The organism is Halanaerobium praevalens DSM 2228, from assembly GCF_000165465.1.
Lineage (GTDB): Bacteria > Bacillota > Halanaerobiia > Halanaerobiales > Halanaerobiaceae > Halanaerobium > Halanaerobium praevalens.
Window position 1 is genome coordinate 328966 of sequence record NC_017455.1, and the last position, 23502, is coordinate 352467.

General features: G+C 32.2%; 25 protein-coding genes and 2 riboswitches. Of the genes, 24 read left to right on the top strand and 1 reads right to left on the bottom strand.

Features of this window, described 5'->3' with window-relative positions; genetic code table 11:
* The first annotated feature begins 51 nt into the window (after positions 1-51).
* The 21 genes from HPRAE_RS01445 (at position 52) to HPRAE_RS10855 (ending at position 19913) form a co-directional block, all read left to right on the top strand.
* Positions 52-330, top strand: coding sequence for a BMC domain-containing protein (locus HPRAE_RS01445; protein WP_014552472.1), 279 nt, complete (start codon positions 52-54; stop codon positions 328-330).
* Between the two features lie 66 nt (positions 331-396).
* Positions 397-1215 (top strand): cobalamin adenosyltransferase, encoded by an 819-nt coding sequence (locus HPRAE_RS01450; RefSeq protein ID WP_014552473.1) that lies wholly within the window; start codon positions 397-399, stop codon positions 1213-1215.
* Positions 1215-1871, top strand: a complete 657-nt coding sequence (gene pduL / locus HPRAE_RS01455) for a phosphate propanoyltransferase (RefSeq protein ID WP_014552474.1) — start codon at positions 1215-1217, stop codon at positions 1869-1871. Before HPRAE_RS01450 ends, pduL begins: the two co-directional genes overlap by 1 nt.
* Positions 1864-2697 carry an ethanolamine utilization protein EutJ gene (eutJ, locus tag HPRAE_RS01460; protein WP_014552475.1) on the top strand — a complete coding sequence of 278 codons (834 nt, stop codon included), beginning with the start codon at positions 1864-1866 and terminating at the stop codon, positions 2695-2697. Before pduL ends, eutJ begins: the two co-directional genes overlap by 8 nt.
* Positions 2698-2721: 24 nt before the next feature.
* Positions 2722-3417 (top strand): hypothetical protein, encoded by a 696-nt coding sequence (locus HPRAE_RS01465; RefSeq protein WP_014552476.1) that lies wholly within the window; start codon positions 2722-2724, stop codon positions 3415-3417.
* A 6-nt stretch (positions 3418-3423) separates the two neighbouring features.
* Complete coding sequence (locus HPRAE_RS01470; protein ID WP_014552477.1) at positions 3424-3711, top strand: EutN/CcmL family microcompartment protein; 288 nt, start codon at positions 3424-3426, stop codon at positions 3709-3711.
* 41 nt (positions 3712-3752) lie between these two features.
* A complete protein-coding gene (locus HPRAE_RS01475; protein ID WP_014552478.1) occupies positions 3753-4013 on the top strand; it encodes a hypothetical protein in 261 nt (86 codons plus the stop codon).
* Positions 4014-4026: 13 nt separating this feature from the next.
* A complete protein-coding gene (locus HPRAE_RS01480; protein WP_014552479.1) occupies positions 4027-4320 on the top strand; it encodes a BMC domain-containing protein in 294 nt (97 codons plus the stop codon).
* A 52-nt stretch (positions 4321-4372) separates the two neighbouring features.
* A complete protein-coding gene (gene eutH / locus HPRAE_RS01485; protein ID WP_014552480.1) occupies positions 4373-5491 on the top strand; it encodes an ethanolamine utilization protein EutH in 1119 nt (372 codons plus the stop codon).
* A gap of 23 nt (positions 5492-5514) precedes the next feature.
* On the top strand, positions 5515-6852 hold the full coding sequence (locus tag HPRAE_RS01490; RefSeq protein WP_014552481.1) for a 4Fe-4S dicluster domain-containing protein: 1338 nt from the start codon (positions 5515-5517) through the stop codon (positions 6850-6852).
* Positions 6849-7397, top strand: coding sequence for a BMC domain-containing protein (locus tag HPRAE_RS01495; RefSeq protein WP_014552482.1), 549 nt, complete (start codon positions 6849-6851; stop codon positions 7395-7397). The genes HPRAE_RS01490 and HPRAE_RS01495 overlap by 4 nt, the downstream gene beginning before the upstream one ends.
* Before the next feature lie 18 nt (positions 7398-7415).
* Complete coding sequence (locus HPRAE_RS01500) at positions 7416-8555, top strand: iron-containing alcohol dehydrogenase (RefSeq protein WP_014552483.1); 1140 nt, start codon at positions 7416-7418, stop codon at positions 8553-8555.
* 195 nt (positions 8556-8750) lie between these two features.
* A complete protein-coding gene (locus HPRAE_RS01505) occupies positions 8751-9146 on the top strand; it encodes a DUF134 domain-containing protein (RefSeq protein ID WP_014552484.1) in 396 nt (131 codons plus the stop codon).
* Between the two features lie 109 nt (positions 9147-9255).
* Positions 9256-9355: riboswitch (purine riboswitch) on the top strand.
* A gap of 239 nt (positions 9356-9594) precedes the next feature.
* Positions 9595-10908, top strand: a complete 1314-nt coding sequence (locus HPRAE_RS01510) for an NCS2 family permease (RefSeq protein ID WP_014552485.1) — start codon at positions 9595-9597, stop codon at positions 10906-10908.
* 157 nt (positions 10909-11065) lie between these two features.
* Positions 11066-11416 (top strand): cupin domain-containing protein, encoded by a 351-nt coding sequence (locus HPRAE_RS01515; RefSeq protein WP_014552486.1) that lies wholly within the window; start codon positions 11066-11068, stop codon positions 11414-11416.
* Between the two features lie 420 nt (positions 11417-11836).
* Positions 11837-11933, top strand: a riboswitch (TPP riboswitch).
* Between the two features lie 48 nt (positions 11934-11981).
* Positions 11982-12290 carry a thiamine-binding protein gene (locus HPRAE_RS01520; RefSeq protein WP_041607121.1) on the top strand — a complete coding sequence of 103 codons (309 nt, stop codon included), beginning with the start codon at positions 11982-11984 and terminating at the stop codon, positions 12288-12290.
* A 1-nt stretch (position 12291) separates the two neighbouring features.
* A complete protein-coding gene (locus HPRAE_RS01525) occupies positions 12292-13059 on the top strand; it encodes an ABC transporter permease (protein ID WP_169307619.1) in 768 nt (255 codons plus the stop codon).
* Position 13060: 1 nt separating this feature from the next.
* A complete protein-coding gene (locus HPRAE_RS01530) occupies positions 13061-14029 on the top strand; it encodes an ABC transporter substrate-binding protein (protein ID WP_014552490.1) in 969 nt (322 codons plus the stop codon).
* Between the two features lie 37 nt (positions 14030-14066).
* Positions 14067-14825 (top strand): ABC transporter ATP-binding protein, encoded by a 759-nt coding sequence (locus HPRAE_RS01535; RefSeq protein ID WP_014552491.1) that lies wholly within the window; start codon positions 14067-14069, stop codon positions 14823-14825.
* 94 nt (positions 14826-14919) lie between these two features.
* Positions 14920-16173, top strand: coding sequence for an adenosylhomocysteinase (locus HPRAE_RS01540; protein ID WP_014552492.1), 1254 nt, complete (start codon positions 14920-14922; stop codon positions 16171-16173).
* A 128-nt stretch (positions 16174-16301) separates the two neighbouring features.
* Entirely contained in the window at positions 16302-19913 is a 3612-nt protein-coding gene (locus HPRAE_RS10855) for a 5'-nucleotidase C-terminal domain-containing protein (protein ID WP_014552493.1), read from the top strand.
* Positions 19914-19991: 78 nt separating this feature from the next.
* Here the strand turns inward: HPRAE_RS10855 and HPRAE_RS01550 are convergent, their stop codons facing one another.
* Positions 19992-20894: a prenyltransferase gene (locus HPRAE_RS01550; RefSeq protein ID WP_014552494.1), complete on the bottom strand. Its 903-nt coding sequence runs from the start codon at positions 20892-20894 to the stop codon at positions 19992-19994.
* Between the two features lie 215 nt (positions 20895-21109).
* Here HPRAE_RS01550 and HPRAE_RS01555 point away from each other — a divergent pair, with 215 nt between their 5' ends.
* Genes HPRAE_RS01555 through HPRAE_RS01565 form a run of 3 tightly spaced genes read left to right on the top strand, consistent with a single transcriptional unit; the run spans position 21110 to position 23488 of the window.
* A complete protein-coding gene (locus HPRAE_RS01555; RefSeq protein WP_014552495.1) occupies positions 21110-22006 on the top strand; it encodes an ABC transporter substrate-binding protein in 897 nt (298 codons plus the stop codon).
* Positions 22006-22758, top strand: coding sequence for an ABC transporter ATP-binding protein (locus HPRAE_RS01560; protein WP_014552496.1), 753 nt, complete (start codon positions 22006-22008; stop codon positions 22756-22758). The genes HPRAE_RS01555 and HPRAE_RS01560 overlap by 1 nt, the downstream gene beginning before the upstream one ends.
* Positions 22748-23488: an ABC transporter permease gene (locus tag HPRAE_RS01565; RefSeq protein ID WP_014552497.1), complete on the top strand. Its 741-nt coding sequence runs from the start codon at positions 22748-22750 to the stop codon at positions 23486-23488. The genes HPRAE_RS01560 and HPRAE_RS01565 overlap by 11 nt, the downstream gene beginning before the upstream one ends.
* Positions 23489-23502 lie beyond the last annotated feature (14 nt).

Genomic DNA, 23502 nt, shown 5'->3' on the forward strand with positions numbered 1-23502 from the left:
CTTAGAAATAAGTCAAAAATAAATTAAAAATAAACTTAGGAGGAATATATAATGGCAAATTCAAATGCATTAGGATTAATCGAAACAAGAGGTTTAGTTGGATCAGTAGAGGCAGCAGACGCAATGGTGAAAGCAGCTAATGTTACTTTAATCGGTAAAGAGCATGTAGGTGGCGGACTTGTAACTGTTATGGTTAGAGGTGATGTTGGTGCAGTTAAAGCAGCAACAGACGCTGGTGCAGCAGCAGCAGAAAGAGTTGGAGAATTAATTTCTGTTCATGTAATTCCAAGACCACACAATGAAGTTGAAATTATTTTACCACAAAAATAATAAATAATACTTTAGCCGGGCCAGCATTAAGTTGTTTGGCCCGGATTAAAAAAGGAATGATTTACTGTGGATTTAATAACCGAAAGTAAACTTAGAGAACTAGCTAAAAAAAGTGGTTTAGAAAATTTAGAGATCAAAGAAAACACTATTATTACACCTTCTGCTCGCCAGTATTTAAGAGATAAAAAAATAAAATTACCTGGTGAAAAGCAAAAAAAAGCAGAAGCTAGTAAAGAAAAAACTAAAAACCAGTCAGAAACAAAAACAAATGATTCAGATCAAATTAGCAAAGGTAGAGCTAAAGTTGATAAAAAGTCAGCTGATTTTAAATATCAATCATATTATTCTGGAGCTTATTTTAAAGAAAAACCAGAAGCTATGACTCAAATATTTGCTAATAAATTAGTTTACAAAGATCATCCACTTATTGAATACCGAGGTAAATTGGATAGTTTCCAATCTCAAATTTTAGAAGTGATGCTAGTAGTTGAAACAGAAGAAATTCCTGGGCTTTATCAGGACTTAGAAGAAAGCTTAGAGATTATGAGAAATGTCTTAGCAGCTGAAGTAAGAGATCAAGAATTAAAGTTAGACACTATAATCGGTCTCACAGCAGCAGAGATAAGAGCAAGATCGCATAATCCACAAAAATATTTCTCTGTTAAACATATTTTACCAAGTACAGATCTGGGGAAAATTTTAATCAAATTAAATAGTTTGCGTAGTTCTGTCCGTGAGGTAGAAATTGCAGCAGTTAAAGCTTTTAGAGATGAAAAAGGAATTAAGCGTCCAGATATTATTAAGGCTTTAAATAGGATGAGTAGTGTTTTTTATGTAATGATGTGTAAATATCAAGCTGGAAAATATAAAAAAGAGGTGATTTGATGGAAGAACAAGCATTAAGAAAAGAAATTAAAAACTTGATTTTAAAAATGCGTGAAGACAATCAGAAAAATTTAATTCCCATTGAGGCCTCAGGTAGACATATACATTTAAGTCAAGCAGATGTTGAAAAATTATTTGGTGAAGGCTATCAATTAACTCCCCGCAGAGAACTTTCTCAACCAGGTCAATTTTTGGCAGAAGAGAAACTGCGTTTAATTGGACCTAAAAGTGTAGTGAAAAATGTTGCAGTTTTAGGACCAGCTAGAAAATCAACACAGGTAGAGCTTTCTCAGACTGATGCAGTTGGTCTAGGAGTTAAAGCACCTTTAAGATTATCTGGTAATACTGAAGATACAGCCTCTCTTTTTATTGCATCTGCTAAAAATGTCGTTAAACTTGAGGAAGGTGCAATTATTGCTAAAAGACATATTCACATGACTCCAGAAGATGCAGCTAAATTAGATGTAGAAGATGGAGAAATTGTTAATGTTGAGGCATTAACAACTAGACCTGTAATTTTCAAAGATGTTTTAGTAAGGGTAAATGAAAATTATAAATTGAATATGCACTTAGATTATGATGAAGCTAATGCCTGTTTATTACAAAAAGGTGATTGTGGTAAAGTAATTAAAACAGGAAAACATGCTAATGATTGATTTAAAAAAAGTAGATGAGCTAGTAAAAAAAGTTGAAGCAAGTCGACATCAGAACCTCAATTGTGATGGTGAAAAATTAAATGCTGCCGAGCTTAAAGTAGGGGTAGACCTTGGTACAGCATATATTGGAATTGTTGTTTTAAATGCTGACAATCAACCTTTAGCTTGCGAATTAGAAGCAGCCGAAGTTGTAAGAGATGGTTTAGTTGTGGACTATATGGGAGCAATTACTATAGTTAGAAGACTAAAAGAAAAACTGGAAAACAGACTTGGAGTAGAACTTCAACAAGCTGCTATTGCAGTTCCATCAGAAACATCTGAAGCTGATAGTAAAACTCATAAACATGTTGTAGAGGCAACAGGAATGGAAGTTCTAAATACTTTAGATGAACCATCAGCAGCTAACTCTGTTTTAAATGTAAAAAATGGAGCAGTAGTTGATATTGGTGGTGGAACAACTGGTATTTCCATTTTTGAAAATGGTGAGTTAGTAAAGACCGCTGATGAAGCAACAGGTGGAACTCATTTAACTTTAACTATTGCTGGTAACTATAAAATTGATTTTGCAGAAGCAGATAAATTAAAAGTAGACCCAGCCAAACAAGCAGATGTTTATTCTATTGTACTGCCAGTGCTTAATAAAATTGGGAGTATAGTAAAAGATAAAGCAGCTGAGCATCAAGTTGAAGAATTATATCTTGTTGGAGGTACTAGCTGTTTAAAGGGAATAGAAAAAGCTATTGAATCAGAAACAGCGATTAAAAGCTTTAAACCAGAAAATCCCTTTTTAGTAACCCCACTTGGTATAGCCTTAAACTGTTTGTAATTTTAAAGTCGGAGGTGATTATCTTTGCAAAAAGAAGAGTTTATTGAAACTATTGTGAAAGAAGTTTTAAAAAAATTGAATGATCAATCTGACAACTCAAAAAATGAATTCGAGAAAGAAAAGATTTTATTAAGTCAAAAAGCAGATTTTCAATTTGCTCAGTCCTTTAGAGAAAAATATGAATTAATTGAAATAGAAGCAGAAAATGAAGTTGCTGATTTTGCAGATGTAGAAAATTTGATTATTACCCAGCTGGATCTTAAAAGCTTAATTGAACTTGCAGAATTAATTCAAGTTGAGGCTCAACTTGAATTTATAGTTAAATTTCTGTTTGAGGGTAAAAACATTTATATAATTGAAGAGGGTCTAAGTTACCGCAATTATCATGGTAATGTACCTCAAGCTTTATATGATAAATTAATTAAAGCTGAGGAAAAATTAAAAAGTTATGGTTTTGTTTTTCTAGGCTTAAATCAATTAGCAGCTGAATTAGAAATGAAAAATGAGTCTAAAAATTCTACTCCTAATCATTTAGAAACTAAAACACAGAGCGAATATTTTAGACTTGATAAAAAACTGATTGACTTATCTATAATTCAAAAACTTTATCAAAAAAATCATTCTAAATTTGAAATTCCCCAAAGTAGTATAGTAACCGCACTAGCAAAAGACTATATTAAAGATCAAAAAATTGAGATAGAATATATAGAAGGAAGGTAGTTTACAATGATTATTGGTAAAGTAATTGGTAATGTCTGGGCAACTAGAAAAGATGAAAACTTAAATGGATTTAAGTTTATGGTAGTTGAGCCTTTGGATCACAGCAGCCGTGAAATTAACAAATCTACTTTTGTAGCTGTTGATCAAATCGGAGCTGGAGTTGGCGAGACTGTTTTAGTTGTTAATGGTAGTTCAGCTCGCCGCAGTTTATGTCAGGGAGATCTACCAGTTGATGCTTCAATTATTGGAATTATAGACAAAGTTGAGATTAGTCCAGAATTTAAAGATGACTAAAAATTTTCTTTAGCCGAATGAAATTAAGTGAGGGGATAAAAGTGGCAAAAAATTTAATTACTAAAAAAACTTTAAATAAAAAAGCTTTAGCTGAGTCATCACTGATTTATATTTTCGCAGATGATTTAATTACCCCAGGAGCTAAAGATTTAATTCGTGAAAAAAAATTAAGATGTAAATATATAAAAAAAGAAGAACTAAAAGTAGAAATTAGAAAAATTATTGAAGAACTAACTACAGATCAGTTTAGTTCAGAAAAAAAGGAAAAAATTATAAAAAGTATTTTAGCTAAAATAATTTAAGGAGGAATTTATTATGGCTTCTAGAGAAGCATTAGGAAAAGTAGAAACAAGAGGTTTGGTAGCATCAATTGAAGCAGCAGATGCAATGGTTAAAGCAGCAAATGTTACTTTAATTGGCAAAGAGTTAATTGGTAGTGGTTATGTAACAGTGATGGTTCGCGGAGATGTTGGTGCAGTTAAAGCAGCTACAGATGCAGGTGCAGCTGCAGCAGCTAATATTGGAGAGTTAGTTTCTGTACATGTTATTCCAAGACCACACACTGAACTTGACGCAATTTTACCTCAAAGCCCTGAAAGTGCTGAGTAACTTTAAAAATAATTTAAATTTAAAAATACAGTAAAAAAAGGAGAAAACATATATGAGTGTAAATGAAATTATTGTCCATATTATGGTATTGTTCATGATTTTAGGTGCCTTAGACAAAATTATCGGGAATAAATATGGTTTAGGTGCTAAATTTGATGAAGGTATAGAATCTATGGGTCCTCTGGCAGTAGCTATGGTTGGTGTAGTATCTCTAGCTCCAGTTTTAGCTAATATTTTAAGACCAATCGTTGTTCCTCTTTATTCATTTTTAGGTGCTGATCCAGCTATGTTTGCTGGTTCATTACTTGCTAATGATATGGGTGGATATCCTCTAGCAATGGAGTTAGCACAGACTCAAGAAGCTGGCCTTTTTTCTGGTCTGATTTTAGGGGCTATGCTTGGTCCAACAATCGTTTTTACAATTCCTGTAGCTTTAGGAATTATTGATAAAAAAGATCATCAGTTTTTAGCTAAAGGTGTTTTAGCTGGGATTATTACAATTCCAATTGGTTGTTTAGTTGGTGGTTTTGTAGCAGGTTTTGATATGGGAATGATTATTAGTAATTTGCTTCCTATTATTTTAGTTTCTGCTCTAATTGCAATTGGTTTATGGATAATGCCAGAAAAAATGATCAAAGGTTTTACCCATTTTGGTAGAGGGGTAGTAATTGTAATTACTATTGGAACAGCTGCTATTATTACTGAAACTTTAACAGGTATTGTTATTATTCCTGGTATGGCACCTGTTTGGGATGGAATTGAAATTGTAGGAAGTATAGCTATTATGTTAGCTGGAGCTTTCCCAATGGTTCATTTTATTACTAAAGTATTTAAAAAGCCTTTACTGAAAGCTGGTAAAGCTCTTGGAATGAACGAGAATGGCTCAGCCGGTATGATTGCAACTATGGCTAATGTTATTCCAATGTTTAAAATTCTAAACCAAATGGAAGATAAAGGAAAAGTATTAAACATAGCTTTTGCTGTAAGTGCTGCCTTTGTTTTTGGAGACCACTTAGGTTTTACTGCTGGGGTAAATAGAGAAATGATTTTCCCAATGATGGTTGGTAAGTTAGTAGCTGGTCTTACAGCTGTAATGCTTGCTCTTTATATTGCTAATAAAGTCGAAGTAAATATTGAGACTGAAAGTGAAGTTTCTGAAAAAACAAATTAGTTTTCATAAAAGGAGTAGTTTTTATGAATATAATTGAAAAAATAGCTAAGGCAGGTGTTGTGGGAGCCGGTGGTGCCGGCTTCCCAACCCATGTTAAATATGATTGTGAAGCAGAATATCTAATCATCAATGGGGCTGAATGTGAGCCATTATTACAGACAGATAAATTTTTGATGCGAGAATTTGCAGCTGAGATTTTGGAAGCAATAGTAATGGTTGCTGAAAATATTGGTGCTCAAAAAATAGTTTTTGCTACTAAAAAGAAATATACTAAAGAAATTGCTTGTCTTGAAAAAATAATTGCAGAAAAAAATTATAAAAACATAGAATTATTTTTAATGGATAGTTATTATCCAGCTGGTGATGAGCAAATTTTAGTTTATGAGGTTACAGAAAGAATTGTACCTGAAGGTGGAATTCCACTCCAAGTTGGAGTAGTAGTGACAAATGTAGGTACTTTATATAATAGTTATCGAGCAGTTAAAGATTTGCCAGTAACTGATAAATATGTTTCAGTTTTAGGAGAAGTAAATGACCCGAGAATTATTCAGGTTCCACTTGGAACTTCAGTTAAAGATTGTATAGCAGCTGCTGGTGGCAGTACAATTAATGATTATGCAGTTATAGTTGGAGGGCCAATGATGGGAACTAATTTAGTTGGTTCTGAAATAGATCAGGCAGTAATTACTAAAACTGATGGGGCAATAATTGTAGTGCCTCGAAATAATTTTGTCATAGAAAGAAATAAGCAGAGTATTGAGCATATTAAAAATAAAGCTAAGGCAGCCTGTATTCAGTGTAGTTTATGTACTGAATATTGTCCTCGCTATTTAATTGGACATGAGCTAGAACCACATCGGATTATGAGGGCCTTATCTTATAATGAAGATGCAGAAGTTTTAAAAGAAGCTCAAATCTGCTGTGAATGTGGAATTTGCGAATTGTATGCCTGTCCAATGGGGCTTTCACCACGCTTAGTTAATGTTTATTTTAAAAATAAAATTAAAGAAAAGTTTGAGAGCAGTCAAGATCAATTAAAAGCTCATCCAATGCGTGATTATCGTAAAATTCCTACTGCTAGACAAACTGCTAGGTTAGATTTAGATAAATATGATCATCAAGCTTTAGCAGAAACTTTAAAAGTAGATGTTAAAGAAGTGAAAATTCCTTTAAAACAACATATTGGAGCACCAGCTGTGTTTAATTTAGAAAAAGGGGCAGTTGTTAAAAAAGGAGAGCTTTTGGCAGCAGCAAAAGCAGATAGTTTAAGTGTTAATATTCATGCTAGTTTAGATGCTCAAATAGTAGAAGTTAATGATCAATATATTAAACTTAAAGCTAAGGATGAGGTGGTATCATGATTATAGCAATTGGCTTGCTCGAATTTAATTCTATCAGTCAGGGAATTAAAGTGGCAGACATCATGAAAAAAGCAGCAGATATTGAAATTATTATGGCCCAACCGACCTGTCCTGGTAAATATACAGTTTTAATTTCAGGTAGTGTTAGTTCGGTTAATGCTTCAGTTAAGAGTGGAGTTGCAGAAAGTGGTCCTTTTTTAGTAGATCATATGGTGATACCAAGAATTCATCATCAGCTCTTAAGTGCAATGAATGGAACAACTGAGATCGGAGATGTAAATGCAGTCGGAGTTTTAGAATATTTTAGTGTTGCCAGTGCTATTTTTGGTGCCGACGCAGCTGTTAAAGCAGCTGAAATTAATTTAATGCAGGTCAGATTAGCAACTGGACTTGGAGGTAAAGCATATGTAACCTTTAGTGGTGATGTTGGTGCAGTTGAACAGGCATTAGAAGCTGGAGCTGCAGCAAATGAAGATAATGGTATGCTTTATAATAAGATAATGATTTCTTCTCCAGATAAAGATTTATTTAAAACATTATTATAAGTAGGGGAGGAAGAAAAAATGAACGCTTATAACTTTGAATTTCAAATTAAGACAAAAATTAAATTTGGTAGAAATAAAATTACAGAAATCCCTGCCATTTTAAGAAAAGAAAATAGAAAAAAATTAATGATTGTAGTTGATCAGGGAATTAAACAGGCTGGTATTTTAGCTAAGGTCACAGATGCTTTAGCTGATCAAGTAGACTATTGTATTTTTGATCAAGTTGAGCCTGATCCAACCTTAGCAATTGTTAGTGCAGGTGTACAATATGCAGTTGAAGAAGAGGCTGATGCGATTTTAGCTGTTGGTGGTGGTAGTCCAATTGATAGTGCTAAAGCAATTAGATCAGCTTTAGAAAGCGAAAAAATGGATACAGAGGCTGAATTAACTAGCCGCCAATGTCTTTTAATTACTGTTCCCACAACTTCTGGTTCTGGGAGTGAAGTAACTAAAACTATAGTTATTACTGATTCTCATAACAAACATAAATTTGCAGCTACTTCAGATGAGTTAGCTCCTGAAATAAGTATTGTGGATCCAGAATTAACTAGAACCTTACCAGCAAGTTTAACTGCTATTGGTGGAATGGATGCTTTAAGTCACTGTGTAGAAGCTTATACTTCTAAAGATGCAGTTTTACCTTTTGAAATGATTGCAACTAAAGGAATCCAAATGGTTAATGATAATTTAAGACCAGCAGTTGGTAATCCTGATAATATGGATGCTCGGACAGGAATGTCTTTAGCTAGTCTTTTTGGAGGAATAGCTTTTAGTAATTGTGGTTTAGGATTAGTTCATGCTATTGCTCATCCTTTAGGTGGAAAGTATAAAATACCACACGGTTTGGTAAATTCAATGATTTTAGCTGAGGTTATGAATTTTAATCTAATCTCTAATCCAGCTAAATTTGCTAATATTGCTCGTTTAATGGGTGTAGATACAAGTCAAATGACTGAAATGGAAGCAGCTCATCGATCAATAGAAGAAGTACGTAATTTAGTTTCTGATATCTCGATCCATAGTACTTTAAGTGATTTTGGAATTGAAAATTTAGAAGAGATAGCAGAACTTGCTCTAGAAGAAAAAGTAATGTTAAAAAGTAATCCGCGTCCTGTGCGTAAAGAAGATATTGTTCAAATTTTAGAGAATCTGCTTTAAAATTTGTTTGAAATCCTAAAATTTAACTGTTACTTAAAATTAAAGATGAAGCAGTTTTAAAACTGAGTTTAAGTTTTAGCTTAATTATCAGTTAGAAATTGTTTCATCTTTTTTTGTTCTTTACTAGTTAATCTGTTATAATAGATATAGTAAAGTAGTTTACTAGACTTTAATTAGGTAACAGGAGTGAAAAATATGGCTCGACCAACTAAGGATCGAATAATTGAAAAATTACCTGAGATTAGATTTTTTAAACCAGCAGGTGTTCCTAATCAGCAGTTAGAGACAGTCGAAATGACAATGGAAGAAGTGGAAGCTTTAAGGTTGAAAGAAATAGAAGCTTTAACTCAGGCAGAAGCCGCTGAACTAATGAATGTTTCTCGCCCTACTTTTCAAAGAGTTTTAAGTTCAGCTCGCCAGAAGGCCGCAGAAGCTTTAACTTGTGGGAAAGCAATTAAATTTAAGGGTGGAGATTATAGATTAGTTAAGCCTAAACACTGTCATCAGTGTGGTAAGCGGATGAGGAGACATAAAGCTAATAAAAAAAGAAAAAATACTAAGCAAAATTCTTGTCCTAATTGTACTGATTAGTTTTCAGGCTAAAAATTAAAATTTTATTGACAATTTGTTTAAATTTATTTATAATTAAGTATGAATTGAATTTTAATTATTAACAAAGTTTCAGTTAATTTTTAGAAATATTAAAATTAAAAATAGACCTCGTATAATTGTGATAATATGGTTCACGAGTTTCTAGTGTCAGCCGATAACTGGCAACTATGAGGGAAATAAATTATTCGTAATCTGCTTAATTACAGCTGTTTAGCCTATTTGGGTTAAGATTATGTCTAATTTATGCATGGATTTCATGTTTTACTTATTGGGTATTTAACTAACCCGAGAAGGTAGATTCCTCTTAGTTGAGGTATCTATTTTCTCGGGTTTTATTTTTTAAGGGGGGAATAAAGACTAAAGCTTTAAAACTAATAATCAATTTCTATTATAAGATTTTTTAAAAAAATAAGGAGGCATTTAGTTAATGACTAATAATGGGATTTTAGAAAATTTATTTAAATTAAAAGAAAATAAGACAGATATAAAAACAGAGGTGATTGCTGGAATTACTACTTTTATGACAATGGCTTATATTATTTTTGTTAATCCAGCGATTTTAAGTGATGCAGGTATGCCTTTTGATGGTGTTTTTATTGCTACAATTATGGGGGCAGTTCTGGGAACAATGGCAATGGCTCTATTAAGTAATTATCCTTTTGCTTTAGCTTCTGGGATGGGTTTAAATGCTTTTTTTGCTTATTCGGTTGTTTTAGGCATGGGAGTCACCTGGCAGGCAGCACTTGGTATTATATTTTTTGAAGGTATTATTTTTATTATTTTAAGTGTAATTCCTGTTAGAAAGATGATTGTTAACTGTATCCCTATGGCCTTAAAAACAGGAATTAGTACTGGAATTGGACTTTTTATAGCTTTTATCGGTTTACAGAATTCGGGGATAGTTGTCCAAAATGATGCTACTTTAGTTGGTTTGGGCCAAGTTTTATCAGGGCCAGGACTTGTTGCTATTTTTGGCTTAATTATTACTGGTATTTTACATGCCCGTCAAGTTAAGGGTGCTTTGCTTTGGGGAATTTTAGCTTCTACAGCTTTTGGCTGGATTAATGGAGTAACCCCTGCTTTTAATGGAATAGTGGCTTTACCACAGTTTAGCGATTGGTCTCAAGTTTTATTTCAACTTGATTTAAAAGCTGCTTTAGATCTGGGAATGATTGGAGTTTTACTCTCTTTCCTTTTTGTTGATATGTTTGATACTGCAGGAACTTTAATCGGAGTTAGCCAACAGGCTGGTTATTTGGATGAAAATGGAGATCTGCCTAAAGCAAGTAAAGCTTTATTAGCAGATGCCATTGGAACAACTGGTGGGGCTTTATTTGGAACATCAACTGTTACAACTTATGTTGAGTCTGCTTCTGGAGTAGCTGAAGGAGGAAGAACTGGTTTAACTGGAGTTGTTGCTTCTGCTTTATTTTTTGCAGCTTTATTTTTTAAACCTTTAATTGGAATAGTTCCTAGTGCAGCTACAGCACCTGCTTTAATTATTGTAGGGACAATGATGATGACTAATATTACTAGTCTTGATTGGGATGATTTTACAGAAATCCTGCCTGCATTTATGACAATAATTGCAATGCCGATGACTTATTCTATTTCGAATGGAATTGCTTTAGGATTTATAACTTATCCTTTACTTAAATTATTTACTGGTAAAGGAAAAGAGGTGCATTGGTTAGTTTATCTTTTAGGTATAGTATTTGTTTTTTATTTTTTAGTTCATTAAAAATATAATTTATTTAAAATTAATTTGCTGATTTTCTTCTTTAAACTAAGCTTAATTACTTTTAATTGATAATAATAGCTGATATAATTAAATTTAAGTTCAAGTCAATTTTATTGATAATTAAGGATGTCTAAAAGTTTAGAGGAGGAATTTAATTATGGAAAAATTTAATTTAGAAGATTATATTACAGTGCCCGGTGAAAGTGTTGCTAAGAGAATTATATATTCTGATCAAAATACTCTTGCTTTTATTTTAAATATAGCTCCAGGTAAATCATTACCTGATCATACTCATTTTGATTCTACTGTTTTACTGCAGGTAATGAGTGGTCAGGCAAATTTAATTGTTGATGATAAATCATTTGAGCTGCAAGAACAAGATTTAACTAAAATTGATGGCCCAGAGAAAATGTCCATTGATAATACAGGGTCTGAAAATTTGGTTCTTTATGTTACTATTTCACCACTTCCAGCTGCTGAAAAATATGCAAAAAATGCTGACTTTTAATATTAGTTAAAACTCTTAGTAAAAATAAATAAAGTTTCAAATTAACATGCTGGTTTAATAAATCAGCATGTTTTTATTTGGGTTAAAAAATTAAAAATTTTTATAGTAATTTATTTAATAATTATATTTTTAAAAGAGAATTAAGGCATGAAAAGTATTTTTTTATTATGTTTAGTAGTTTTTTTGTTTTCTATAATTTATTTTAATGTTTGTGCTCAAAATATTAAAACTGTGGTAGTTGTTGATTTCACAAATGATACGGGATATAGTCTGCTTGATATCGGGGGGAAGCGCAGTTAAATATATGTCTAATTCATTAATGAATAAAAATGGGATTCAGCCTGTTGAAAGAAGAAGATTTAAATAATAAAAGGATTTATTATTTAAATCTTGAATAAATATATTAAAGCAAATTAAAATTTAATCTTTTCGGGGTGCCATTATGGCTGAGAGATTTATTCAACTCGTAGAACCTGGTCTGGGTAATTCCAGTGGAGGGAAGCTAAAAAAATTTAAAGCCTTCCCCTTTATTTGGGAAGGTTTTTTGCTTGAAAGGAGTGATTTAATGAAAGCAGCTGTTGATATTCAGTGTTTACCTTTAGGAGCTGTAGCAAAAGAAGAAATTTATGCTTTAGTTGATCAGGCAATCAAAGTAATAGAAAAAGCAGGACACGATTATACAGTTAGTGCTTTTTCGACAACAATTGAGGGAGATTTAGAAGAAATTTGGGCTACTGCTTTAGAAGCTCATTTAGCAGTGCAAAAGGCGGCTGGTTCGAATGTGATTAGTTATTTAAAATTAGCTACTGGCCCAGAACTAGGAACTACTGCTGAAAAATTAGCAAGACAGGTTAAGGCTAAAGAAGATGAATAATTTGAAGCAGAAAATTAATTATTATTTTCCAGTTATTATTTTCTTTGTTTTAAGTTTAATAAGTTGGGAACTTATAGTTAGGTTTTTAGAAATTAAAAGTTGGATTTTACCAGCCCCAAGTGCTATTTTTATGGAAATTATAAATACACGTTCTTTATTAATTCAGCATTCTTTTAGAACTTTGTTTGAAGCAATTGGCGGCTTAACTATTTCAGCTCTAGCTGGACTTTTAGTTGGGGCTATAATTTTTAGATTTAAAATTTTAGCCAGAACTCTTTATCCTTTAATGGTTATCTCACAAACTGTGCCCATTGTTGTTTTAATTCCTTTGCTTGTTATTTGGTTTGGTTTTGGTATCTTGCCTAAATTATTAATTGTAATTTTAGCTTGTTTTTTTCCAGTTGCAGTTAATACAGTTGATGGTCTCAATCAAGCTGATCAGGCTAAAATTAATTTACTAAAAGCAATGGGGGCCTCAACTTGGCAGATTTTTTTAAAACTTAGAGTGCCAACTGCTTTACCTATGATTTTTAGTGGACTTAAAATTTCTGCTACTTATTCAGTCATGGCAGCTGTTGTGGCCGAATGGATGGGAAGTGATCTAGGTTTAGGAGTATTTATAGTTCGTTCTTCAAATTCTTACTTAACGTCCAGGGTCTTTGCTGGCATAGCTCTTGTTTCTTTATTTTCAATAATTTTATTTCAATTAGTTAATTTTTTAGAAAAAATAATAATACCTGGTCCTAAAAAGAAAAAGGAGGAAATTTAAAATGAAGAAGATAATTTTAATTGTTTTAATTTTGAGCTTAAGCCTTAGTTTTACAGTTGGAGCAGCAGAAGTAGATTTTTTACTTGACTGGGTTCCAAACACTAACCATACAGGGCTTTTTGTGGCAGAAGAACTTGGCTGGTTTGAGCAAAAAAATATAGATATAAATTTTATAGAACCAGGAACTAATATGTCAGTTGAGCAGGTAGTTGGTGCTGGTCGGGCTGATTTTGGTATTAGTTTTCAAGAGTGGGTTACTCCAGCTAGAATTCAGGGGGTACCAATTGTATCTTTAGCAGCAGTTGTTCAGCACAATAGTTCTGGTTTTGCCCTTTTAGAAGACCAAAATGTTAAAACACCAGCTGATTTAACTGGATTAGAATATGGTGGCTGGGGTATGGAAATTGAAAAGGCAATTATTAAATCGATAGTTGAAGGGAGTGGAGGGGATTTTTCCGAGATAGATTTTGTTAATATTGGTAGTGGAGATTTGCTTTCAATGTTAGCTAGTAATAAGTTTGACTTTAGCTGGATTTTTTATGCAGCTGACGGTATCCAAGCTGAGATGAGGGATTTAGATTTAAAGATTTTTATGCTTGAAGATTATCAAGAATATGTACCAGATTATTATACTCCGATTATTATTAGTTCAGAAAAAATGATTGCAAAAAATCCCAAATTAGTCCGTGAATTTATGGCTGTAGTTCAAAGGGGATATAATTATGCAGCTGCAAATCCAGAAAAAGCAGCCGAAATTTTGCATAAAAGAGTTCCCGAAAGCAGTTTAGAATTTCTAACTAAAAGTCAAAAATGGTTAAGTCCTCGCTATCAAGCAGAAGCAGATTATTGGGGCCAGCAAAAACTTGAAGTTTGGCAGGAATTTGGAGACTGGATGGCGGAGCAAGGACTAATTTCTGAAAAATTTGAAGCAGAAAAAGCTTTTACAAACCAATTTTTGCTTAATAATTAAAATTATTTTTAAAATTTTTGCAGTAGAAGGTGTAAAAATGAAAGAATCTTTATTAGAAATAAAAAATATAGCTTATAATTATCAAGAAGAAGATCAAGTTTTACCTGTTCTCAAAAATATTAATTTAAATGCTGCTCAGGGAGAGTTTATTTGTCTTATTGGCCCTAGCGGCTGTGGTAAAACAACTCTTTTTAATATTCTAGTCGGCTTGGAGCAACCAGATCAGGGTCAGATAATTTTGTCTGGCCAAGAGATAACAGCAACTAGAGGCCATATTGCTTATATGCCCCAAAAAGATTTACTTTTTCCCTGGCGCACTATAATGGAAAATTTACTTTTAGGAGTAGAAATTAACAAGGGTGATCTGAAAGCAGCTCGTATTGAAGCTGAGCATCTCTTACCTTTATTTGGTTTAGAGGGCTTTGCCAAAAAATACCCGGAGCAATTATCAGGAGGGATGAAGCAAAGAGCTGCTCTTTTGCGAACTGTATTAACTCATCACAAAATTTTGGCTTTAGATGAGCCTTTTGGAGCTTTAGATGCTCTAACAAGGTCTAAAATGCAAAAATGGATTTTATCCATTCAGGCTAAACTAAATAAAACTATTCTATTTATAACCCATGATATAGAAGAAGCTATAATTTTGGCAGATAAAGTTATTTTAATTGATGGTCGGCCAGGAACTATTAGCAAAAAACAAAAAATAGATCTGCCTTATCCCCGAGATAAAACTGATCCCAAATTTGTTGCTTATCAAAAAGAACTTTTAGCTAGCTTAAGTGCGAATCAAGGTTGATTTTAAAACTGCTGATTTTTATTTGCTGATAATTCTTAATATTTGTGTTATAATAAGTGTGTTAAATCTTCAGTTAATAAAAGGAGGCTAAAAGATGAGAACAAAATCAACTATTCGAAACCCTGACTTAGCAGAAAAAGGTTGGCGTAAAATTGAATGGGTAGCAGATAAAATGGATATTTTAAATGAAATTTTAAAAGAACATAAAGATTCAAAGCCCCTAGCAGGGAAACAGGTGGTAATCTGCTTACATTTAGAAGCTAAAACTGCTTATTTGGCTTATGTAATTAGTCAGCTTGGAGCAGATGTTGCAATTGCAGGCAGTAATCCCCTTTCGACTCAAGATGATGTAGCTGCTGGTTTGGCTGCTCAAGGAATAACAGTTCATAGTTGGTATAATTCAACTCCAACTGAATACAAAGAGCACTTAAATAAAGTTTTAAATGCAGAACCGGACTTAATTATAGATGATGGTGGTGATTTAGTTGAGATGCTGCACCAAACAAGAAAAGAACTTCTGCCAAATATTATCGGTGGAGCAGAAGAAACTACAACTGGGATTCATAGATTAGAGGCTATGGAAGCTGATGGAAGTTTGGCTTTTCCAATGATGGCAGTAAATGATGCTAAGTCTAAATCACTTTTTGATAACCGTTATGGGACAGGTCAGTCTGTTTGGGATGGAATTATGAGAACAACTAATTTAGTAGTAGCAGGTAAAACTGTAGTTGTAGCTGGTTATGGTTGGTGTGGTAAAGGTGTTGCTATGCGGGCTAAAGGCCTTGGAGCTAGAGTTATAGTCACAGAAATTGATCCAGTTAAAGCAAGTGAAGCGTGGATGGATGGTTTTGCGGTAATGCCAATGGAAGCAGCTGCTAAAAAAGGAGATTTCCTGATTACTGTTACAGGTTGTAAAGATGTAATCGCCGAGAAGCATTTAAAAGTAATGAAAGATGGCGCTGTTTTAGCTAATGCAGGTCATTTTGATTTAGAGGTTTCTAAACCTGCTTTAAATAAATTAGCAGTTGAAGTGAGTGAAGCTCGAGAAAATATTAAAAGATTTAAACTAGAAGATGGAAGACAACTCTATTTGTTAGCAGAAGGGCGACTGGTTAATCTGGCAGCTGCAGATGGACATCCAGCTGAAATAATGGATATGACTTTTGCCCTTCAATTATCTTCTTTACTTTACCTGATTGAAAATCCAAATTTAGATGCTCAAGTTTATAATATTCCTGATGATATAGATCAGATGGTAGCAGAATATAAACTTAAATCTTTAGGCATAGAAATTGATCAATTAACTCAAGCTCAAAAAAATTATCTTAATAGTTGGACTAATCAATAGTATTACTTATTAGAAATATTAAATAAATTAGATACCATTTGGCTGAAAATATTAATAAGTTAATAACTAATTTTAGTGAACTTTTCACTAAAAGTAGAGAGAAATAATTTTTAAAAGGAGGAGTTAATTTGTTTAAAAAAAGAAAAATATTGCTGTTCACAGTTATTCTGACTTTAAGTTTTATGATGCTCATGGGTGGAGTTATTTCTGCCAGAGATTTAACAGTAATTGCAACAAGTGATATTCATGGAGCAATTTATCCCTGGTCTTATAAAATTGGAGAAGCTGATGATATTGGACTGGCCAAAATTGCCGCTATGGTAAAAGAGGCTAGAGCAGAAAATCCAAATCTGCTTTTAGTTGATGCTGGTGATACAATACAGGGTAATACGATGACTTCCTTTTTTAAAGACCGGCGTGATGTAGTTCATCCAATGATGAAAGTTATGAATGAGATGGGCTATGATGCAATGGTTTTAGGTAATCATGAGTTTAATTTTGGTTTAGAAAAACAGCAAGAAATTTTAGCAGATGCTAAATTTCCGATTTTATCTGCTAATACTATAGTTAAAAAGACTGGTAAACCATTTGCTCACCCTTATACTATCAAAGAGGTTGCTGGAATTAAAATTGGTATTTTAGGCTTAACAACTACCAATATTCCAATTTGGGATGGAGATAAAGTAGCAAGTTTAGAATTTAGAGATATGGATCAAGTAGCTGCTGATTATATACCAGAATTAAAAGAAAAAGCAGATATAATTATAGCTTTGGCTCATGCAGGTTTAGATGGTCGCTATGATAAGAGTGGTGGAGATAAAGCTCGAAAAATTGCTGAAAATAATCCAGAAATCGATCTCTTAATAACCGGCCATGATCATGATTCAGTTAACCAGGTAATTAATGGAGTTCTAGTAATGGCTGCAGAAGATGCAGGAGAACAGGCTTCTAAAATTAAAATGAGCTTATCTCAAAAAAATGGGAAATGGGTTGTTGATAGTAAAAGTGGTACCCATTTAGCAGCTGAAGATTATGAAGCAGATCCAGAAATTTTGGCTGTTGCTAAACCTTATCATCAAGCAGTAGTCGAATATGTAAATACTCCAATCGGTTATGCAACTGGTGATTTCACTCCTGAGCCTAAAGTAGAGGGAATCCCAGCAGCTCAAGTTCAAGATACAGCACTTGTTGATTTAATTAATAGAGTTCAATTAAAAAATGCAGAAGCTGACATTTCTTCAGCCGCTTTATTTATAGCTGATTCAACAATTGATAAAGGGCCAGTTTCTATAAAAGATGCTGCTCGTATTTATAAATATAGTAATACTCTTTATGGTGTTAAAATTAGTGGCAAAGAATTAAAAAAATATTTAGAGTCAACAGTAGCTTATTATAATACTTATCAACCTGGAGATATTACCATTAGTTTTAATCCTGAAATTAGAGGTTATGCTTATGATATGTTCCAGGGAATTGATTATAAAATTGATATTTCTCAGCCAGTAGGCAATAGAATTAAGGATTTAAAATATGAGGGAAAAGCAATAAAAGATGATCAAACATTTAAATTAGCTTTAAATAATTATCGTTACAGCGGCCTTCATTCTAGTGGAATTATTTCTAATGAGCCTTATTATAAATCAGAGGCTGGAATTAGAGAAATGATTATTGAATATATTGATCAAAAAGAAAAAATCGATCCTGTAGTAGATCATAATTGGGAAATAGTTGGAGCTAATTTAGACCATGCTCACCAAGCAGAAGCTTTAAGCTTAATTAATAATGGGGTTCTAAAAATTCCAGCTGTAAACCGCTCTTGGAATGCAGAAAGTATAAATTTAGAAGCTAGAGCAAGAAAAATGGATTTAACTAAAGCAATAGTTAGAATGTTTAACTATGATTTACCAGCTAAAATAGAAAATCCCAGTTTTAGTGGACTTGAAGCTGGAGATTTAGCTTATGCGGAGGCCGCTTTAAAAGCTGGTTTTGTAAAAGCCAATAATGGTGATTTTGAAGCAAATAAGGTTTTAAGCCGTCAAGAAGCAGCAATTATGTTAGTTGAAGGAATGAGAATTGCTGATCAAGCTGATACTTCTATTTTAAATCAATTTAAAGATGAAAATAAAATTGTAAATGATCCAGATCAGCGAGCTAAACTAGCTTTAGCTGTTGAAATGGGACTTTTAGTTGGTAGAGAAAATAAGATGCTGGCTCCTGATAAAACAATGAAATTTGGTGAAATGGCTGCAATGCTGCATCGTGTTCAAAATAATTATCAGCAGCTAGATGTTTTATCAACAAATGATTTCCACGGTAAAGTTGAAGCTGGTTATGAAGCAGGTGCTGCCAAATTAATGGGAGCAATTAAACATTATCGAAGTGCAAACCCTAAAGCTACAATTTTAGTTGATGGAGGAGACTCTTATCAAGGTACTCCAATTTCTAGTTTAAATAATGCTAAACCGGTAATTGAGTTTATGAATGAAGCCCGTTATTCTGCTCAGGCAGTTGGTAACCATGAATTTGATTGGGGAATTGATGAGCTAAAAAGAATTAATAGTAAAACTTATTTCCCTATGTTAGCTGCTAATATAGTTGATAAAGATACTGGAGAATTAGTTGATTGGGTAAAGCCAACTCAGATTATTCCAGCAGCAGGTTATAAAGTTGGTTTAATTGGAATTGCAACACCTGATACTGAGAGTACTACTATGCCTTCTAATATAGCAGAACTTGATTTTACTGATCCAGCTATTGCAATTAAAAAATATACTAAAGAGTTAAGAAAAAAAGGAGTAGATATGGTTTTTGTTGTTAGTCATTTACCTGGAACAACTAATTATGATACAGGCCAGGTAAGTGGGGAATTAGTTGAGACAGCAAAACAAGTTGAGGTTACAGGTATAATTGGTGGCCATAGTCATCATACTGTAACTGCTATTGTTAATGGAAATCCAATTGTAGAGGCCTATAAACACGGGCGTGAACTTGGAAATCTTAGATATTTTATTAATAAAAAGACTAAAAAAATATATAGTGCAATGCCTATGAGTCATCCAGTTCGTAAAAGTGTAATTAAGATTAAAGAAGATCCCGAAATAAAAGCAATGGTAAAGAAATATCAAAAAGAACTAGAACCTATTATGTCTGAAGTTCTAATTGAATCAGATTCAAAATTAGTTAGTAACTATGATACTATTTCTAAAGTTGGAGCTTTAACAACTGATTCTATGGCGGCTGAGGTAAAAGCAGATATTGCTTTCCAAAATCCTGGTGGATTAAGAATTGATCTTCCTCAGGGAAAAATTAATGTCGGTCATATTTATGAACTTTTACCTTTTGGAAATACCATTGTAAGTGGAGAAATGACAGGAAAACAAATTGTTTCTGTCTTAGAACAAAGTCTTACTTTCAATAAAGGAATGTTACAGCATTCTGGCCTAAAAGTAGAATATGATCCAGAGCTGCCTAAATATGAGCGAGTAGTTTCAGTTAAACTTGCTGATGGCAGTCCTCTAAAAATGAATCAGAAATATAGAGTTGCTACTAATAACTTTTTGGCTGAAGGTGGAGACGGTTTTAAGACCTTTAATGAAATTGAATTTAAGGAAAGCTATATTAAAGTTAGAGATGCTTTAATTAAGCATTTACGTCAGTTAGAAGAAATAAAAGTTAAACCTGAAAATAGAGTGATTGAGGTTGATCAGAGTGCAGGCTTAAGAATTAGGTATGCAGCTTAAATAAACTGATTTTATTTTCTTTTTACTTTTTTTAGTACCTGGTTATAGTGAATTGATTCACTATAACCAGGTACTAATTTATTTTATAAATAAAAAAGAGAGCAGTTGGATTAAGCCAAAGCTTAAATGAAGTTTATTTGTAATAGGAACTCCAATTTTTTCTGCCTGAGCTACATTCTGATAGGCCTTATAAGCTAAAGGAATTGTTATTAAAGTTAAAAGTGAGCTGAGAGGATAAAGATTTAAAATAACAAATAAAATTGTTAAAGAGTAGGCAGAAATTAATAAAATTAAATAAATTAATTTTGCTTTTTCAAAACCAATTCTCACAGTCATAGTTTTAATTTTTAATTTACTGTCTCTTTTATAATCTCTTAACTCATTACTTAGCATTAAAACAGGGATTAAAAGACTAATTGGTAAACCCAGAACTATGGGACGCCAAGAATAATAATTGCTAAAAACAAGATAACTGCCTAAAACCATTAGGGGACCCATTAAAATAAAAGAAAGAGGAGTACCAAGACCTCTTTTTTTATAAACAATTGGTTCTCCAGTATAGGCATAACCTCCAATAAGGCCTAAAATACCAATTAAAAAAAGTTTAGTAGTTGTAATTGAGATAAGATAAAGGCCCATTAGAGCTGTTATTAAAAATGATAAAATACCCAGTAAAAAGATTAAAATATCAAAAGCATGTCTCTTTTTACCTAAAAATTTATATTTTTGACCATCAACAAAATGAAGATTTTTGTATTCACATTCAAAATAATCATTAATAAAATTAGTACCTGTTTGGACAAATAATCCAGCTAAAGTTACTAAAAAAATTAATTTGAGATCAAAAGTTAAATTCTCGCTAAATAGTTTACTTTCTAGATGAGCAATGGCCATTCCTAAAGTAGTAGAATATAGGGCTAAGGTTAAGGAAAGAGGACGTGAAGCTTTCCAAACTTCTTTTAATAATTTAATTTTTTTCAAAATAAAACCTCCTTTCTTTAATTTCAATATTTTTATTGTTTCATAATTATTTTTAAAATGCAATTTTGTGGGGATGGTTTATATTGGTACCTGGTTATAGTGAATTAATTCACTATAACCAGGTACCAATATATTTAAATATAATCTTTAAAAGTTGGCATAAAAGCTATATAATAAATTTATATATTATAAATTAAATTTTAGGAGGAATAATAATGAAAAGAGTATTTATTTTATTATTAACAGTTTTATTTTTATTTAGCTTATTTTCGGGAAATATAATCGCAGCTGAAATGAGTTTAGAAATTGGAATTATGCCAGCAGTAGATTCAGCTCCGATTTTATTGGCTCAGCATAAAGGATATTTTGCTGAAGAAGGTTTAGATCTCAAAGTTGATATTTATACAAATGCAGTTAATAGACAGACAGCATTACAAACTAATACAATTGATGGAGCAATGACTGATTTAATTGCTTTTGTCAATAATGTGAATAACGGATTTCCAGTTAAAATCACAACAAGTACAGATGGAAGCTTTCCAATTTTAATCAGCAAAAATTTTCAAGAAAAAGAAACAGTAAAGATTGGGATGATGGAAGTAAGTGTTTCCAACTTTTTATCTGAACAATTTTTAAGCTCAGATTACATATTAAATAAAATCTTCATCCCTGCAATTCCAGCTCGTTTAGAAATGGTTAAATCTGGGCAGCTCGAAATGGCAGTAATTCCAGAACCTTTAGCGTCCACAGCTGAATTAAATGGTTTAGAAAAAAGAGTTTATAAAAATAAATATGATTTTATGCCAGAAGCAATGATTTTTACTGAGACTGCTCTTAAAGAAAAAGATCCAGCTATTAAGGCCTTCCATACAGCCTATAATAAAGCTGTAAAAGAGATTAAAAAAGATGATAGTGAAGCTAGAGAAATTTTAATAAAAAGCCTTGGTTTACCTGAAAAAATAAAAGACTTAATTGCAATGCCTGAATATCATTTAACCCGACTTCCTTCACCAGAATATTTAAATCGGGTGATTAATTGGATTGAAAAAACTAATAATAGTCAAATTAATATTGATTACCAAGAGGTAGTAGAAGGGAAGTATAGTTTTTAATGATTAAAGTAAATGACCTTAGTTTTGCCTATGAAAAAGAAAAAGTATTAAAAAATATTAATTTTGAATTAGAAAAAGGAGAAAGTCTTGCCATTATTGGTTCTTCTGGTTGTGGCAAGACAACTTTGCTTTATCTATTAGCTGGTTTAGAAAAATCAACAAGAGGTAAAATCCTCATCAATTCTCAGCCTTTAACAGAAATCAGAGCTAAAAGTGGTGTTATCCTACAGGATTACGGACTTTTTCCTTGGAAATCAGTTTATCATAATCTAGCTTTAGGGCTTAAAATTAGAGGAATTAACAAAAATAAGATTAAAACTAAGGTGAATTTTGTTCTAAAAAAGCTTAAAATATTCAAATTTAAGGACAAATATCCAGCTGAATTAAGTGGTGGTCAAAAACAACGAGTAGCAGTTGGCCGCTCACTTATTTTAGAACCTGATTTATTATTAATGGATGAACCATTTTCAGCTTTAGATGCTTTAACAAGAGAAGAGATGCAAAATTTGATTTTGAAAATTCACCAACAAGAAGATTTAACTTTTGTGTTGGTAACTCATGATATTAGAGAAGCTGCTTTTTTGGGAAAGAAAATTGCTGTAATTAAAGCAGGTAAAATAGTTAAAATCCTAGAAAATCCTTATTTTGGAGAAAAAAATTTAAGAGAAAAACAAGAATTTTTTAATCTGCAGAAAAAATTGCGTCATCTAATGGGTCTAAAGAGTGGAGACGAAATAAGAGATGAAAAATAATAAATTTAAAGATTTATATGCTCTGATTTTAATTATAATGATTTGGTATTTACTTTACTTTATTTTTGATTCAGCAATTATTAGTTCACCAACAGCAGTTTTTAAAGTTTTTATCACTAATTTTAGTAGTGAAATTATGCTGCATTTATTAATGAGTTTTTATCGAATTATAACAGCAGTGACTATTTCATTGGTTTTAGGAGTGGGAATTGGTCTTTTAATGGGAATGCAGCATAGGATTGATAATTTTCTAGCTCCTATTATTTATTTGCTGTATCCAATTCCTAAAATTGCTTTTTTACCTGTTTTTATGCTTTTATTTGGTTTAGCTGATTTATCTAAAATAATTCTGTTAATCGTTATCATTATTTTTCAAATTATAGTAACTACTCGGGATGGAGTCAAGGGAATTGATAGTCGATATTTTGCTTCAGCTCGTTCCCTTGGAATGGATAAAATTGATATTTATTATCATTTAGTTTTACCTGCAATTTTACCTGGTATTTTAACTGCCTTAAGAATTACAATTGGAACCAGTATAGCTGTTTTGTTTTTTGCTGAAAATTTTGCTGTTAAATATGGTATTGGCTATTATATAATGAATAGTTGGTCGATGGTTAATTATTTAAAAATGTATAGTGGTATTATCGCAGTTAGCCTGTTAGGATACCTTTTATTTAAATTAATAGATTTATTAGAAGATAAATTTTGCAGCTGGCAGAAGTCTTAATGTATAATTTATTT